Source organism: Telluria sp. GW821-FHT07G12 (genome assembly GCF_059418525.1).
This window is the reverse complement of the sequence record NZ_JBWKQA010000001.1, coordinates 594,437-610,588: the sequence shown is the minus strand read 5'-3', so window position 1 is coordinate 610,588 and position 16,152 is coordinate 594,437. Positions and strand designations below refer to the sequence as shown.

Annotated in this window: 13 protein-coding genes; all 13 read right to left on the bottom strand. The window is 67.4% G+C overall.

Features of this window, described 5'->3' with window-relative positions; genetic code table 11:
• Positions 1-6 precede the first annotated feature (6 nt).
• The gene (locus tag AC07PE_RS02900; protein WP_498761402.1) at positions 7-1,650 is read right to left on the bottom strand and encodes a methyl-accepting chemotaxis protein; all 1,644 of its coding nucleotides are present in this window, start codon (positions 1,648-1,650) and stop codon (positions 7-9) included.
• Positions 1,643-3,628, bottom strand: coding sequence for a chemotaxis protein CheA (locus tag AC07PE_RS02895; protein ID WP_498761400.1), 1,986 nt, complete (start codon positions 3,626-3,628; stop codon positions 1,643-1,645). The genes AC07PE_RS02900 and AC07PE_RS02895 overlap by 8 nt, the downstream gene beginning before the upstream one ends.
• Positions 3,625-3,885, bottom strand: coding sequence for an STAS domain-containing protein (locus AC07PE_RS02890; RefSeq protein ID WP_498761398.1), 261 nt, complete (start codon positions 3,883-3,885; stop codon positions 3,625-3,627). Before AC07PE_RS02890 ends, AC07PE_RS02895 begins: the two co-directional genes overlap by 4 nt.
• Positions 3,886-3,887: 2 nt before the next feature.
• On the bottom strand, positions 3,888-4,265 hold the full coding sequence (locus AC07PE_RS02885) for a response regulator (RefSeq protein WP_498761396.1): 378 nt from the start codon (positions 4,263-4,265) through the stop codon (positions 3,888-3,890).
• A gap of 8 nt (positions 4,266-4,273) precedes the next feature.
• Entirely contained in the window at positions 4,274-5,401 is a 1,128-nt protein-coding gene (locus AC07PE_RS02880; RefSeq protein ID WP_498761394.1) for a methyl-accepting chemotaxis protein, read from the bottom strand.
• Positions 5,402-5,576: 175 nt separating this feature from the next.
• Positions 5,577-8,432: an Hsp70 family protein gene (locus AC07PE_RS02875; protein WP_498761393.1), complete on the bottom strand. Its 2,856-nt coding sequence runs from the start codon at positions 8,430-8,432 to the stop codon at positions 5,577-5,579.
• A gap of 7 nt (positions 8,433-8,439) precedes the next feature.
• Positions 8,440-10,287, bottom strand: a complete 1,848-nt coding sequence (locus tag AC07PE_RS02870; protein ID WP_498762955.1) for an Hsp70 family protein — start codon at positions 10,285-10,287, stop codon at positions 8,440-8,442.
• Positions 10,288-10,295: 8 nt separating this feature from the next.
• Positions 10,296-10,886 (bottom strand): DUF2760 domain-containing protein, encoded by a 591-nt coding sequence (locus AC07PE_RS02865; RefSeq protein WP_498761391.1) that lies wholly within the window; start codon positions 10,884-10,886, stop codon positions 10,296-10,298.
• Between the two features lie 73 nt (positions 10,887-10,959).
• Complete coding sequence (gene hepT / locus AC07PE_RS02860) at positions 10,960-11,424, bottom strand: type VII toxin-antitoxin system HepT family RNase toxin (protein ID WP_498761389.1); 465 nt, start codon at positions 11,422-11,424, stop codon at positions 10,960-10,962.
• A 31-nt stretch (positions 11,425-11,455) separates the two neighbouring features.
• The gene (locus AC07PE_RS02855; protein ID WP_498761387.1) at positions 11,456-12,706 is read right to left on the bottom strand and encodes a putative Na+/H+ antiporter; all 1,251 of its coding nucleotides are present in this window, start codon (positions 12,704-12,706) and stop codon (positions 11,456-11,458) included.
• Positions 12,703-14,640 carry a hypothetical protein gene (locus AC07PE_RS02850; RefSeq protein WP_498761386.1) on the bottom strand — a complete coding sequence of 646 codons (1,938 nt, stop codon included), beginning with the start codon at positions 14,638-14,640 and terminating at the stop codon, positions 12,703-12,705. Before AC07PE_RS02850 ends, AC07PE_RS02855 begins: the two co-directional genes overlap by 4 nt.
• A gap of 65 nt (positions 14,641-14,705) precedes the next feature.
• The gene (locus tag AC07PE_RS02845) at positions 14,706-15,023 is read right to left on the bottom strand and encodes a hypothetical protein (RefSeq protein ID WP_498761384.1); all 318 of its coding nucleotides are present in this window, start codon (positions 15,021-15,023) and stop codon (positions 14,706-14,708) included.
• Between the two features lie 104 nt (positions 15,024-15,127).
• Entirely contained in the window at positions 15,128-16,141 is a 1,014-nt protein-coding gene (locus tag AC07PE_RS02840) for a GlxA family transcriptional regulator (RefSeq protein ID WP_498761382.1), read from the bottom strand.
• Positions 16,142-16,152: the final 11 nt, after the last annotated feature.

Sequence of the window (16,152 nt, the reverse complement as noted above, 5' to 3'; positions counted from 1 at the left end):
CTGTCCTCAGAAATGGGTGAAGTCCGATTCGTCGACCGAGGATTCGGCGGCGAATACCGGATTCTGCATCGCGATGCCCTGGCGCTTCGGCGCCGGATTCGCGCGCGGGGCGTGCAGGCGGGCGGCCGGCTTGCGCGCTGCGCCGCCGTTCGCGCCGTCGATGCGGAAGAAGGCCATGGCGGCTTGCAGTTGCTCGGCCTGGCTGCTCATCTCTTCTGCAGTCGCTGCCAACTCTTCCGAGCTGGAGGCGTTCTGCTGCGTGGTCTGGCTCATCTGGCCGACCGCGGCATTGATCTGGCCGACGCCGGCCGACTGCTCTTCCGAAGCCGCCGTGATTTCCTGCACCAGGTCCGAGGTCTTGCGGATGTTCGGCACCATGCGGTCCAGCAGCGAACCGGCGCGCTCGGCCAGCTCGACGCTGTTGGTCGCGACTTCGCCGATTTCCTGGGCCGCCACCTGGCTGCGTTCGGCCAGCTTGCGCACTTCGGCCGCAACGACCGCGAAGCCCTTGCCGTGCTCGCCGGCGCGCGCCGCTTCGATGGCCGCGTTCAGGGCCAGCAGGTTGGTCTGGTAGGCGATGTCGTCGATGATGCCGATCTGCTTGGCGATGCGCTGCATCGCGGTTACCGTGGCTTTCACCGCTTCGCCGCCTTCGGCCGCTTCGCGCGCGGCCTGGGCCGCCATGCCGTCGGTGACGCGGGCGTTCTCGGTGTTCTGCGAGATCGAGGCCGTCATCTGTTCCAGCGAGGCGCTGGTCTCTTCGACGCCGGCAGCCTGCTCGGAGGCGGCCTGCGACAGCGACTGCGCGGTGGCGCTGACTTCTTCCGAGGCCGAGGCCAGCGACTGCGCGCTGCCGTTGACCTCACCGACCACCTGGGTCAGTTTCGCGATCATGTTCTTCATCGCGGCCAGCAGCAGGCCGGCTTCGTCACGCGAATTGGCGTGGATGTCCACGGTCAGGTCGCCGGCGGCAAGGCGGTCGGCGGCGTCCACCGCCTGGCGCAGCGGGCGGGTGACGGACAGGGTGATCATGGTGGCGATCAGCACTGCCAGCAGCGCGGCGCCGGCAGTGATGCCGATCACCAGCTGGCGCGTGTCGGCATAGGTGCGGTCGGCTTCGTCGGCCAGCTTCTTCATCTTCTCGCTCTGGTGCTTGGCCAGCTCGTTGATGGCTTCCGTGAATTCGCGGTTGGCAGGCATGACGTCCTTGCTGACGAATTCGGCGGCGCGCTGGCGGTCGCTGTCGACCAGGCCGTAGAACTGGGCGTAGGTCGGCTCGAGGGCCGCATGCTTGTCGACGATCTGCTTGAGCAGCTTCTTGCCGCTCTCGCTGGCGACCAGCTTGGTCAGGTCGGCGATGCGGCCGTTGGCATCCGCGCGCAGCTGCTCGATCTGCTTGCGGTAGCGCTGGTGTTCGGCCGCGTCGCTGGTCAGCAGCATGCCGCGCATCTGGCGCGGGATGTCGACCGCATCACGGATCAGGTCCTTGGCCAGCACGACCTTCGGATAAGCGTCGTCCGTGATGTTCTGGGTGGCGTCGTTCATCGACGACATGCGGTTGATGCCCAGCATGGCGATCGCCACCAATAACAAGAGTACCGCGCCAAAGCCAAGGCCCAGGCGGATGCCGATTTTCAGGTTCTTAAGCACGATGGCTCTCCAGGTCAGATAAGGAAGTAAAAAGTGCTGCAATGTCGAGGATCAGGGCGACGTCGCCATTGCCCAGGATCGAGGAGCCGGACAGGAAGCGGGCGCCGGCGAACACCTTGCCGAGCGGTTTGATCACGGTCTGGAATTCGCCGAGCAGGTTGTCGACCACCAGGCCGGCCCTGCTGCTGCCGTAGCGCACCACGACGATGCTCTGGCGCCGCGCCGGCGCGCCGGCCAGGTCGAAGCGTTCGCGCAGGCGCACGTAGGGCAGGGGCTTGCCGCGCAGGTCGACCCAGTCGCAGCCCGGCTGTTCGCGGAATTCGATGCATTCCTCGACCATCTCCATCGGGATCACGAAGGTCGACTTGCCGACACCGACCTGGAAGCCGTTGATGATCGCCAGCGTCAGCGGCAGGCGCACGGTAACCGTGGTGCCCACGCCTTCGCTGCTGCTCATTTCGACGCTGCCGCGCAGGGCGAGGATGTTGCGCTTGACGACATCCATGCCGACGCCGCGGCCGGACAGGTTGGTCACCTGTTCCGCGGTCGAGAAGCCGGGTTCGAAGATCAGGCTGAAGATTTCCTTGTCGGTGTAGCTGCGGCCGGGCTCCGCCAGGCCGCGTTCGATGCCCTTGGCCAGGATGCGGTCCCGTTTCAGACCGCCGCCGTCGTCGGACACTTCGATCACGATGCTGCCGGAGTCGTGGTAGGCGTTCAGCGAGACCAGGCCCTGGGCCGGTTTGCCGCGCGCGGCGCGCACCTCGGCCGGCTCGATGCCGTGGTCCATTGCATTACGCACCAGGTGGGTCAGCGGGTCGCCGATCTTCTCGACCACGGTCTTGTCCAGCTCCGCGTCCTCGCCGTTCACTTCCAGGCGGATGTCCTTGCCCAGCTCGCGCGAGACGTCGTGCACCACGCGCTGGAAGCGCTGGAAGGTGGCGCCGATCTTCACCATGCGCAGCTGCAGCGCGCTGTCGCGCACTTCTTCGACCAGGCCGGACAGGGTCGAGGCGCATTCGAGCAGCTCGGCGTCATGCACGCGGCGCGCCACCACGTTGGTGCTGGCGCCGGCGATGATCAGTTCGCCCACCAGGTCGATCAGGCGGTCCAGCTTGTCGGCGTCGACGCGGACCGTGCGCTTTTCCTGCTGCGGCCTGGCTTCCTGGGCCTGGCGCTGGCGCGCAGGCGGCGCTTCGGCGGCGGGCATGGAAACAGGTGCGGGAGCCGGTTCCGGAGCAGGAGCGGGCGCGGCGGGCTGCTCGGCCGGCGCGACACGGATCTCGCAGTCGTCGCGCACGAAGTCGAACACGCCGTCGATCGTGGCCTGGGTTTCAGTACTGGCAAAGCCGATCTCGAAGCCGAGGTAGCAGGATTCGGGATCGAACTCGTCGGCCGCCGGCAGGCGGTCGGCCAGCAGCTCGATGGAGGTGATGCTGCCCAGCTGGGCGAGGTAGCGGATGAAGGACAGCGGGTCCATGCCGTTGCGCAGCACGTCCGCGCCGAAGCGCAGCGAGATGTTCCATTGCTGCGCGCCGGGTTCCGCCGATGCCGCCGCGGGCGCGGCCTCGGCCTTCGCGGCCGGAGCGGCATCGCCGTCCAGGTAACCCTGCAGCGCGGCGACCAGCGGGCCGCCCGCATCGGCGAGCGCAGCGTCCTGGCCCAGCGTGCCGGTTTCGACGGCATCGACCAGCGCGCCGATGTGGTCGCAGCAGGCCAGCAGCAGCGCCACCAGTTCGTCGCAGAGGGGCACGTGGCCGTCGCGCACCTTGTCGAGGACGCTCTCGGCCACGTGGGTGAAATCGACCACCGGATCCAGGCCGAACATGCCGGCCGAACCCTTGATCGTGTGCGCCGCGCGGAAGATCGCATTGACGGCGTCCGGGCCCTCGTGGGCCACGGCCAGCAGGGCGTTCTCCATCTGCTCGAGCAGCTCTCGGCTCTCGGCGATGAAGGTGTGCATCACCTGGTCGATGTTCATGCCGGCGCTCCCTCGAGATCCATGCCGAGCAGGGCGCATACGTCGCGCACGGCGGGGCTGGCGGCGCAAACGCTCAGGCGGCGGCCGAGGCGGGCCGCTTCCTGGCGCGCCATCAGCAGCAGCTGCAGGCCGGCGCTGTCGAATTCGGTAACGGCCGACAGGTCGAGCGCCGGCGCTTCATGCGCGCGCACGGCGTCCAGCAGCGCGGGCTTGAGCTCCGCGGCGCGGTAAATCGTCATCTCGCCTTCGACCCTCATGATCAGCCCATCGTCAGCTTCTGGACCGCCGCCAGCAGGGCTTCCGGCTTGAAGGGTTTGACCATCCAGGCGCGCGCGCCGGCGGCCTTGCCCTGTTCCTTCTTGTCTTCCTGCGACTCGGTGGTGAGCATCAGCACCGGCGTGAACTTGTAGGCTGGGCGGGTCTTCAGCTCGCGCACGAAGCTGATGCCATCCATGTTCGGCATGTTGACGTCGCTGATGATCAGGTTGATCTTCTGGCCGGTCAGCGCGTTCAAGCGGACCAGGGCATCGTTGCCGTCGCAGGCTTCGATGACTTCATAGCCGGCCTGCTTGAGGGCGATGCCGACGACCTGGCGGATCGAGATCGAATCGTCCACCACCATGATGGTTTTTGCCATTGTTATTCCTAGAAAAAGGTGATTTCTTCGGCCTGCTGCTGGGCAGGCTGCGCGTGGGTTCGATGGAGGCTGCGTTCTTCGGCCATCGCGTAGGTGCTTTCGAGTTCGGCCAGCAGCGCGCGCGCATCGATGGGCTGCAGCGATGCGCCGGACTGGCGCGCATGCTCGTCCAGGTAGGACGGCAGGCGCGCGATGTTCTGCTGGACGTGCGACAGGATCTGGCTGACGCGGTCCTGGAACTGCAGCTGCACCAGGGCTTCGCCCACTTCCGACTGGATGCCGGCGCTCTCGCGCTGCAGCAGGTCGGAGGACTGCACCAGCGCTTCGGTCACGCCGCGCAGCGAGGACAGCACGCTGCCGATCTTCGCTTCCGACGCCTGCACGGCGCAGGTCTCGGCGCGCATCGATTCGCCGGCGGCCTTGCAGGTCGCTTCGATCGCCGCGCTGATCTGGCCGACCTGCTGGGCGATGTGCTTGCCGGCGTCGGCGGAGCGGTTGGACAGGGTGCGCACTTCGTTGGCGACCACGGCGAAACCGCGTCCCGCCTCGCCTGCGCGCGCCGCCTCGATGGCCGCGTTCAGCGCCAGCAGGTTGGTCTGCCAGGCGATGCTGGCGACGTCCGCCGCCATCTTCTGCAGCTGCTCGGTGATCTGCTGCAGGCCTTCGATCTTGCCCAGCATTTGCTGCTTGCTGGCGGCGGCGCTGGCCAGCATGTCGAGCAGCGAGCGCAGTTCCTTCTCGCTGGCCGCGAACACGTCGACCAGGTCGCCGCCTTCATGGCTGCGTGCGGCGCCCGAGGCGGCCAGCGCCTGTTCGAGCTTGACCACGATGCCGGAGAAGCGCTCCACCAGAGCCACGACCGCCGTTTCCATCTGCGAGCGCGAGGCGTCGATGTGCGAAGCCCACACGCCGGCGACTTCTTCGCCGAACTGCTGGCGGCTGGAGAGGTAGCCGTCCGACGAAGCGGCCGGGATAGCACCCTTGGGCGCGAAAGCGACGGCCGCGGCGCCGGCAGCCAGGAGGGCAGCGCCGATCAGCCAGCCATGCCACTGCCAGCCGGCCAGCGGCACGATGGCGCAGGCGGCGAGCAGTGCCACGAACAGGGGGGAATACGAGTGCAGGGAGTGTTGGCGCATGGCGGTCACAATTATCTTTTCTCGTAGGAAATGTCCTACGGAAGAGATCATTGCAGATGGCGTTGCCGTAGCGCAAGCTTTTAGAAAATGATTTGTGGCGCGCGCTGCAAATACGCGACACATTTCTTAGCGATGAGCTAACACATTGTTTTATTTCGAATTTTTTTCGACAACTTCAGCGCAGCAGTTTCAGTCCCGGCGGCAGCGCATCGCCGAACATGCGCGTGGCGCTGGCCTGGTCGAGTTCCACGACCTCGCGCACCATGGCCGCCCAGCTGGCCGGCGCGCCGCTGGCGGCCAGCTTGTGCAGCACCTGCTGGCGGAGTAGTTCGCCGATGTCGCGCGAGCGGTCGCCCGTCTTGCGTGCGATGTGGGCGGCCGCGAAGCCAGCCGGCTCGATGCGTTTCCAGTCCAGCTGCAGCAGGATCTCCAGCCAGCGCTCGGCGGCCGCTATGGTCGCCACCTCATGCGCGCTGGATTGCAGCGACTGGCGCGCGCCGACGCGGGCCAGGGCTGCTAGGAACCGCGCATAGGTGGCGGCGGTCTTCGGATCGGGCTTGGGCATGCTTGGGATGGCCATGATCTGCTGCAGCATCCAGTCGCCGATCTCGACCTTGTAGGCCGAGGGGATGCGCTCCAGCGAGGCGCCCAGGCGCAGCATGTCGTCCTCGCTGCCGTCGACCAGGGTGATGGGACGCTTCGCGCGGTCGGCCGGCTCGGCCTGCAGGTTGAAGGCGAAGTCATCGAGCAGGCGCAGTTGCGACTCGGTCGACAGGCCGCCGGCCACGCGCCGCCACAGGGTCCACCACTCGGCGCGCACCTGGCTGTCCTTTTGGTACTGGACGCCGGTGTCGAACAGGGCCCACAGCTGCTCGATGCGCCATTCGTCGAGCGGGTGGCCGAAGCCCGGCCGCAGGCACCAGCCGGCCAGGTTGAGCCAGACTCTTTCATGTTCGCTGCTGCGGCGCCGGCCTTTCGCGCGCTCCATCAGGGCGTCGAACAGGCGGCGCAGCAGCGGCGTCTCCCAGCGTTCGCGCGCGCCTAACAGGTGTTCCAGCGTGCCGCGCAGCTGGCGCACCTCGCGGCTCTCGACCTGCTGGTTGCGGCTGCCGAAGATGCGGTCGATGCGCTGCAGGGCTTCGTCGAGGCGGGCCGGCAGGGCTGCGTTGTCTTCATCGTTGTCCGGCGTATCGGCATCGAGGCCGCGCAACTGGAATTCCAGCTTCCAGCGCTGGCCGCTGCCGTCTTCGGCCACGCAATGCACCTCCAGCGTGCCGACCTCGGACAGCGAGGCCGCCAGCTGCACCGGCATCTCGGTTTTTGCGCCTGCCGTTTGGGCGCGCAGCACGGTTGCGATGGCCGGCAGGCGCACGACCTCCGCCGGGTCCAGCGCCACCAGGTCGCCGGGCCGCGGCGGCTGGCCTTGCGGATCGGCGGTCGCCGACACCAGATGGAAGCGCACTGGCCTGCCCAGGCGCAGGCCGAAGCTGCGCTCCGTCAGGCGCACTTCGACACCGGGCTTTTCGCCGCGCGGCAGCAGGCAGACGGCGTTCAGCCGGCCGCCCTGCAGGGCGTCGTCCAGCAGCAGGAAATAGCTGCGCGCAGAGCCGCTTTCGATGGCCGGGGCCTGGCCCTGGCGCGCCAGCGAGTAGGCAACCGCGCCGCGCGCCACGGCGACGTCCGGGTTGAGGTTGTGCAGCACGCGGATGGCGGCGCCGCGCCATGCGGACAAGGTATCGGTCAGGCGCTGCGCCAGCGCGGCGCCGCGGAACACGCCGCCGTTCAGTAGCAAGGTGTCGGGGATGGGCAGGCTGCCATCGTCATCGATGACTAGCGCTTCGCGGGCCGCCTGCGCGTGCTGGCGCAGGAAGTCGGCCAGGTGGCGGGTGATGGCCGGATCGCTGGCATAGGGCAGGCCGAATTCGACGATGCCGGCGCGTGCGCGTTTCGCGCCGTCCTGTGTTTCGTTGAGCGGGAAGAAGCCGTCCAGCACGATGCGCGCCATGTCGTCGCGCGTGAGCGGGACCGTGCGGCTGGACCCGATCAGGCGCGAGCCGGCGCCCAGCAGGGTCACGTTGACCTGGTCCGGCGCATCCGGTGCCAGCAGCTGTTCCTTGGCTGCGCGGCAGCGTTCGGTCAGCTGGGCGAGGCGCGCGGCGGACAGGCGCGCCTGCGGCGCCTGCTGGCCGTCCTGTGCGGCCAGGCGCGATTCGACCAGGTGGGCCAGCGCCAGGTCCATGTTGTCGCCGCCCAGGATCAGGTGGTTGCCGACGCCGATGCGGGTCAGTTTGGGGATGCCGTCTTCGAGTTCGACCTTGACCAGGCTGAAGTCGGTGGTGCCGCCGCCGACGTCGGCCACCAGCACCAGGCGCGAGCCCGCCAGTTCGTCGGTGAGGGTATCGCGGTGGCGCTGCAGCCAGTCGTACAGCGCGGCCTGCGGTTCTTCCAGCAGGCGCAGGGAAGGCAGGCCGGCCAGGCGCGCCGCCGCCAAGGTAAGGGCGCGCGCGCCTTCGTCGAAGGACGCGGGCACGGTCAGGACCAGGTCCTGGTTTTCCAGAAACTGCGAGGGATGGCGCGCGTTCCACGCTGCCCGCAAATAAGCGAGATAGCTGGCGCTGGCGGCCAGCGGCGAGACCTTGGGCACGTCCTCGGGCGCGCCCCAGGGCAGGATGGGGGCGGTGCGGTCGACGCCATGGTGGGACAGCCAGCTCTTGGCAGATGCAACTAACCGACCAGGAGTATGGGCGCCCAGCAGGCGGGCAAGCCGGCCGACCACGGCATCCGGCACGCCGGCCAGGTCGGCAGCCTGCCAGGGCAGCTGCAGCGCGCCTGGCGGCAGCTCGCCGGGGGCCGGGTGGTAGCGGCTTGATGCCAGCAGCGGCGCGGGCGCGACTTCACCCGGCGCCACCAGCTGCTCGATGGCGAAGGTCTCGACCTGCTGCGTATTCGGCGCCGCATAGGCCAGCACCGTGTTGGTGGTGCCGAGGTCGATGCCGACCAGCCAGGCCGGCGCTGCTGCCGATGAGCCCACGAGCGCTTTACTGCTGCTCGGTGGCGCGGACGTCGAATTCGACCTTCCAGCGCTGGCCTTCGCGCGAGACCGCGATCAGCTCCAGCGTGCCAGCCTCGGTGGCCAACGCGTGCAGCTTGACCTGGGCGACGTCGCCCGGGGTGCGGCCTTCCGCCGGCAGCTCGGCCTGGATCTCGTTCAGTTCCTGCAGCTCGTCCGGGCCCCAGAACTCCAGCACGTCGCCGATGCGGTCCTGGCGGCGCACCGTCGAACCGAAGAAGCGGAAGTGCACCGGCTCACCGACCACCAGGCCGAATTCCTGGCCCGGCAGTTCCAGCTCGCTGCCTTCTTCCATGCCGAAGGGCGCAACGCACAGGGCCGTGATCGGCGGGGCCAATCCGGGGATGGCCGGCATCGACGATTCCACGCCGACGTAGTAGGAACGGGCCGTGCCGCCGCGGATGCGCACGCCGCCGCCGCGCCGCGCATAGCCGTAATAGGCCGCGCCGCGCGCCACTGCCAGGTCGAGGTCGGCGCCTTCCAGCATGCGCGCCGGCTCCGCGCCCTCCATGTACAGCCAGTCGTTGATGGTGTCCATCACGCGCCGGGACAGGATCTCGGACTTGAACACGCCGCCGTTGAACAGCACCGCAGTCGGGTGCAGGAAGCTGTGCTCCGGATTCACCTGCCCATTGAAGCCTTCCAGCTCCGCGGTGGCGCCGGCCTGGCGGGCCAGGAAGGCGGCCAGGTGGCGGGTGACCGCGGCGTCCTGCGCGTAGGGCAGGCCGAGCTGGGTCAGGCCGGCGCGCGTGCGCACGGCCGGGCGGGCGGACGCTTCCACGCGCGGGAAGAAGCCGTCGGTGATGAAGGCGGTGACTTCGTCGCGCGTGAGTTCGGTGCGGATCGAGCCGCCGATCAGCTTCGAGCCACGGCTTGGCACCACGATCGGCCAGGTCGTGGCATTCGCATCGGCCAGCAGGTGCTCCTTGGCGCCGCGGCAGGCGTAGGTCAGGGCACGCATCTGCCAGGCGTCGAGCTGGGTGCCGCTTGCCTGCAGCTTGCGGGCGACCAGGTGCGCCAGTGCCAGGTCCATGTTGTCGCCACCCAGCAGAATATGGTCGCCGACCGCCACGCGGTGCGGTTCCAGCTTGCCCTCGCGTTCGAGGATGGCGATCAGCGAGAAGTCGCTGGTGCCGCCGCCGACGTCGACCACCAGCACGATGTCGCCTGCCTTGACCTGCTTGCGCCAGCGGCCTTCGCTGCCCTGGATCCAGCTGTACAGGGCCGCTTGCGGTTCTTCGAGCAGGGTCGGCGCGTTGTAGCCGGCGTCGCGGGCGGCTTCGGCGGTGAGTTCGCGCGCCACCGGATCGAAGGAGGCCGGGATGGTGACGGTGACGGCTTGCTGGTCGAAGGGCGCTTCCGGATGCGCGGCGTTCCAGGCGTTGCGGATGTGCTCGAGGTAGCGGGTCGATGCGGCCAAGGGAGAGACGCGTTCGACTTCTTCCGGTGCATCCGGCGGCAGGATCGCGGCGCGGCGGTCCACGCCCGGATGCGAGAGCCAGCTCTTGGCCGACGAGACCAGGCGGATCGGGGTGCCGGCGCCGCGCGAGCGCGCCATTTCACCGACCACCGGGGCGGCCTGGCCATCGGTCCAGGGCAGGGCCAGCTCGCCCGGCGCCAGTTCGTCCGGGTGCGGCAGGTACATGAAGGAGGGCAGCAGCGGCAGCGCCTCGACGGTGCCGGGGGCGCTCAGCTGCGGAATCGGCAGCACGCCCTGGTCGGCCTTTTCGCCGTCGCTGGCCTGCAGGTCGACATACGAGAGGGCGCTGTGGGTGGTGCCGAGGTCGATGCCGATGGCATAGCGCGCGGTTTCCATATTGGCGCTCACAGCTCCACCTCCGCCGGCGCGATGATGCTGGCGTCGTGCTTGTCGGCCAGCTGCGGCAGGCTCACCTTCGAGGCGCGCCAGCCGCGGTGGCTCAGGGTGCCGGTAAAGGGCGCCTTGCCGACTACGTTGCCGGTCAGGCGCACGCTGGCGGCATCGAAGCCTTCCGGCAGGGTCAGGCGCGCGCCTTCGAGCTCGGCGCGCACCGGTTCGATGGTGAAGTGCTCGCGCAGCACGCGGGCGCAGCCTTCGTGCACGACGCGCGCGGCGGCGCCGATGTCGGCGTCGCTGTACACGGTGATGTTTTCGTTGGCGAAGTCGATCAGGCGGGCTTCGCGCTGCAGCAGGGACAGCAGCTGCAGGGCGGCGTCGGGCGTTGCCACGCGCAGCGGGGCAGGTGCGGGCGCCGGGGCTGGTGCCGGAGCCGGGGCGGGCGCGGGTGCAGGCGCCGGGGCAGGCGCGGCGATCGGGCCGATCTGGTCATCGCGCACGCGCGCGGCGAATTCGGCGTCGCCCAGGGTCTTGAATAAGGCGCCGAAGGCGAGGGAAAGCCGGCTCCAGAAGGAGGGCAGGTTGGTCGGTTGGCTCATGTTCTTGTGTTGTCCGGTCCATGAAAGCGCGCATGATACCAGTTAGGCAAACATCGATGGCGCGCTGCGGCAATCAGATGGCAGGGTCGCCTGCAGCCGGCACGTCTGCCTCGGGCGCCGATGGCGTCTCGGCCGCCCTGGCCAGCAGCGCGCGCGCATAGGCGTCGAAGTCGTCGAGCCCGCGCTTGATGATGGTGACCAGGGCCGGCAGCGGCGAGGCCTGGTAATCCCAGTCGGCGCGGCAGAATTCGCCGGTGCGCTTCAGGTCCTCGCCCAGCGCCGGGTCGATCCAGCCATTGTCTTCGAGCAGCGAGATCACCTCGCGCTCGTCGTGGGCCGGGCCCAGGCCCGCGTGGGCGAGCACGTAATCGCCCATCTCCACCGCCGCTTCCCAGGCGCGGATCACGTTCAAGGTGGCCGCGTCCTGGCGCGTGATGTCGCCCACGAAGGTGGTCGGGTCCTTTTCGTACTCGTCGCGGGCACGCTTGATGCAGCGCTCGATGGTGCCCGTCTTGCTGACCAGCAGATCGTTGTCCATCGCTCTTTTCCTTGTTGTCCGACGCTTTACGTTACAACAAGAACATGATGGCTGCCGCACAGGTGGGGCCGAGCGCACCCAGCAGCAGCCAGACGGCGCCGATGGACTCGTCGGCGAAGCCGTGGCGCAGCAGGGCCGCGCCGGCCGGATTCGGGGCGTTGGCGATCACCGTCAGGCCGCCGCCGCCCACCGCCCCGGCCATCAGCATGTACTTCTCGTGCTCGGACAGGCCGGTGATCAGCGAGCCGAGGTAGGTCAGGGCGGCGTTGTCCGTCACGGCCGTCAGGCCGAGGGCGCCGAAGAACAGGGCGGTCGGGCCGAGGCTGGAGACGATGGGCTGCAGCCACCACTGCTGCATGCCGCCCAGTACCACCAGGCCGGCCAGGAAGAAGCCGACCAGCAGGCCTTCCTTCAGGATCAGCGGCGACTGGTAGCGCTCGTAGGCCTGGGTAAAGCCGAGGAAGAGCAGGAACAGGCCGAGGAAGAGCACCGGATGGTGGGCCAGCAGCACGACGGCCGCCAGGAAGGCCAGGTGGATCAGCGCCACCAGCGGCGGCACCGGCGCCGATTCGCCGTCGACGGAGGCATCCAGCGGGCGCAGGTGGGCGCGCAGCAGCAGGGTGATGACGGTGGCGTTGAGCAGCACCGCGAGCAGGGCGCGCCAGCCGAAGTGCGTCAGCATGTAGAGGCTGTCCCAGCCCCAGGTGCCGGCGACCATCAGCACCGGCGGCGCGGCATAGGAGGTCAGGGTGCCGCCGACCGAGACGTTCACGAACAGCACGCCCAGCGCACCGTATTTCAGCCATTCGGGCATACCCTGGCGGAACACGGTGGGCGCCAGCATCAGCGCGGCCAGGGTCATCGCGGCCGGCTCGGTGATCAGCGAGCCGGCCAGCGGCACCAGGGCCAGCGCCAGCCAGGCCTGGGCGACCTCGGATCGCACCGGCGCCAAACGGGCCAGCTTGCGCAGCAGGGCGCGCGCCGCTTCCAGCACGGGGCGCGAAGCGGCCACCACCATCACGACGAACACGAACAGCGGTTCGGTGTAGTGGCGCGACTCGGCGTAGTCGACCGCCGCCGCGCCGCCTTCGACCACGGCCATGAAGATCATCAGCACGAAGGCCCAGAAGCCGAACACGACTTCGACCTCGCCCAGCAGGTGGAACAGGCCGGCATGGCGCGGGTGTTTATGCGCCAGCACCTCGAATAAATGGGTCGAGAAGGTGTGCAGCAGGGCCAGGACGAAGAGGACCAGGCCGATGGTGTGCATGGTGGTGGTCATGGCTGGGCTCCGCTCAGCACGATCCTGGTGACGAAGAATCCGAGCTGCCTGTGATCCGCACTGGCCGGCGCCGGGGCTTTGCCAGGCACCTGGCGCAGCTCGACGATGGATCGTCCTTCCTGGTTCCGCAAAGCGCCTTTCACGGGAATCGGAATGCCGCGGTCCAGGGCAAAGCGTCCCAGGTGGACGCCATTCACCGACACGTCGGTTTCCATGCCGGCGGCGACGTACTGGCCGTGGATGACCAGGGTTTTATAGGGCAGGTTCGAGGGCGGCGTGATGTCGAATGCCGCGACCGGCGCCAAGGTCCAGATGCCGTCCCAGTTGGCGCCGCCGAATTCCACGCTGCCCCAGCCCCTGGTGAATTTGACGGCTGCTGCATCGGCGAAATCCTTGGCGCCATAGACCGCATCTTCGGTCAGGCCCGGCGTGCAGACCGGCGCGGTATTCAGATAAGCCCAGCCATCGTCGACGGGTACAAGGCCTGCGTCGAGGGAGAGCTCCCTGTTCTTGCCGCAGATTGTGAGGGCGGCGTTCTTGTTCTCCAGGTTGAAGGCGATTTTCGTGACCCTGCCTGCGACCGTGTAAAACAGGATGGTGTCCTTGGGCAGCGAGCCTTCGCGGTTGCGCAGGCGCTCCGAAAAGACTTCGAAGACCGGGTTATAGGCTGCCGGGAATTTCGCGAGGAAGAATTTGGCGACGCGGCTGAATTCCACATAACTGTATTGCCGCTCCATCCAGGTGGCCCCGGCCTGCGCCAGCAGCACGGCCAGGATCAGGGCTTTGGGCACCGTGTTTTCCCTGGCGTAGAGCAGGCAGCCGAACAGGATGGGCATGGCGGCCCAGAAAGCGTAGCGCATCATGCCCGATGCGCCGGAATTCCAGTTGGCGGCCGATAGCGCCGGCAGCGCCAGCGCAATCGAAAAGAGTAGGGCGCAGCATGCCAGGAGGCGCATCGATGCGGTGTTCGCGAACAGGACGATCAGCGCCAGCGCGGCAAACAGCGCCGGCACGCCGATGAGCATGCCCTGGTTGAGGTCGAAAAAGAAGGACAGCAGGCGGTTCACGCCGATCAGGCGCGGATCGGTAGCCACCTTCGCAATCAGGCTAGGCACGCCGAATTCGGCCAGGCTGAAGAGAACCGGCAGGGAAAACAGCAGGACGACAATGGCAAGCGAAACGATGTCGCGCGCCGATGGCAGGCTGCGTTGGTGGAAAAACTTGAAGACGGGCGCGAAACCTGCAAACAGCACCAGCGATGGGTTCTGCATGGCCGCGAGTCCGGCCAGCACGGCGGCCGCAATCGGCGATTGCGTGGAATACCGCATCAAGCCTGCGAGGAGGGCCGCGGCCGTCATCGCTTCCGGGCTGCACCAGTCCCAGTAAAGCAGGCCGCCGCAGCAGAAGAACAGCGCAATCGTCAGCGCAGCGCCATTGCGCGACCTGAAAAAGTCGAAGGCAGCCAGGCCGAGAATGAAAATGAAGGCCAGGTTGACGAACTGGTAGCACTTGAAAGGCGGAATGCCGAGTTTGTCGAACACCGCGAACGGGACGGCGGCCAGGGCCGAGTAGGCAAAGAAATGCAGGGAGTAATAGCCGCCATCGTGGCCGCGATACATGGCGGGCGCGGGATTGTCGGCGTTCTTGCGGATGCCGTCTTCGAGTTGCTGGTAGAAGGCGGAAAACGTGGGCTCCGGATTCAGGCGTTTTGCTTCCTGAATATCCGACAGGCGGATCGCTGGCGTGCCATGCGATGCCAGGGCGATGGTCATGACGCCGTATTCGGCAAAGTCGCCGGTCTTGTTTGGCGGCCTGAGACAGAACAGCAGCAGGAAAACGGCGAACAGGGCGATGCCGAATAGGCGCCGCCCGGAAACGGATGGGTGCTCGAGGACTGGGGATGTCTGGTACTGCCTGCTGAGGGTCTTGAACATGGCCTGTGATGACGAAACTGATGCCGTCATCATAACCCGGCAGGGCGGCAATCCCGCCGGAAAGCTTACCTGGCCTGTTTCGGCTGCAGGGTGGCGCCGGCGCCGAGCATCGCCGGGTCGTATTTCGGCACCTGCTTCAGGAATTTGCGCTGGAATTGTTCCTGCGCCGCGATGCAGGCCTTGCCGAAGTGGTCGCGCGTGCAGATCTCATTGATCTTCTGGGTCTCGTCCAGCATTTCCTTGAATGCCGCCTTTTGCTGGCTCTCGGCGCCCCTGGCGGCCGGCGGCGCTTCCTGCCTGAGGGGGGCGGCTTGCGCGGCGGGCGCGAGTGTCGGGTTCAGGCCGAGGAAAGAGGCTATCAGCAGATTGATCAGGGAGGTCATGGGGGATGGGTCCAGGTTGCACGAGGGGATTGCGGCAGTCTAGCCATCCGCTGCGGCGCCGTGCAGCCCCACGGATGGGGGAGCACGATGCTCACATACGATCCTCAGCCCTGGAACTGCTGATCGCGGAGTAATTTGGCCGGCGTGCTGCCGTAGCGGCGCTGGAACGCCTTTGCCAATTGCTGGGGATTGGGATAGCCGCAGGTCGTTGCAATGATCTTTGCAGATAGGCCCGATGACAAGAGCCCATGCGCATGTTGAAGGCGCAAGGTCTCGACAAAGCGCGCCGGCGGCTGACCAAGGCAAGCATTGAACTTTCTTTGGAAGTTACGCGGCGACATCATGGCGCGCGCCGCCAGGGATTCGACGCTCATCGGCTGCGACAGGTGCGCCTTGATCCAGCCGATCAGCTCGGAAAAATCGCTGTCAGCCTTCTTGAGAGCGGCAACCACGCCGCTGACCTGCGTTTGATAGCCGGGCCGCCGCGTATCGAGCACGAGGCGCCTCGCGATTTCATTGGCGACGCTTTCCCCGAGGTCGCGGGCCACCATCTGCAGGGTCATGTCGATGCCGGTGCTGACGCCGGCGGACGTCCACAGCCGCCCATGCTCGATATAGATCGCATCGGCGACGACGCTGATGCCAGGTACGTCGCGGGCCAGGCTGGCGCATGCCGACCAGTGGGCCGTGACACGCGCCCCGTCGAGTAAGCCGAGCCGGCCCAGGGCCAGGGTTGCCGGGGCGCTGCTCGAGCCAAAACGGCGGCAGGCGGCAATCGCGCGGAGCGACCACTCGCGCATGGCCTCGTGTTCGAAGGCGTCGGCCGCGGCATGGTCTCCGCTGCCGGTAAATAACAGGGTGTCGACGCTGTCGGGATCGAGGGTGGCAATCGACTCGGTCGAAATGGTAATTGCCGACATGCTTTTTATCGGCCCACCCGTCGGTGAAAGGATGTGGATGCTGTAGACCGGCTGCTTTACGACGTTATTGGCAGCGGCAAAAACCGCCGCGGAACCGGTGATGTTGAGAATTTGGGCGCCCTCGAAGACCAACAGGGCGATTGTTCTGGGCGACTGCGACATGGCGCAATTTGACCAGAATTTGTCGTTTTTGGCCATCGCCTATGAGG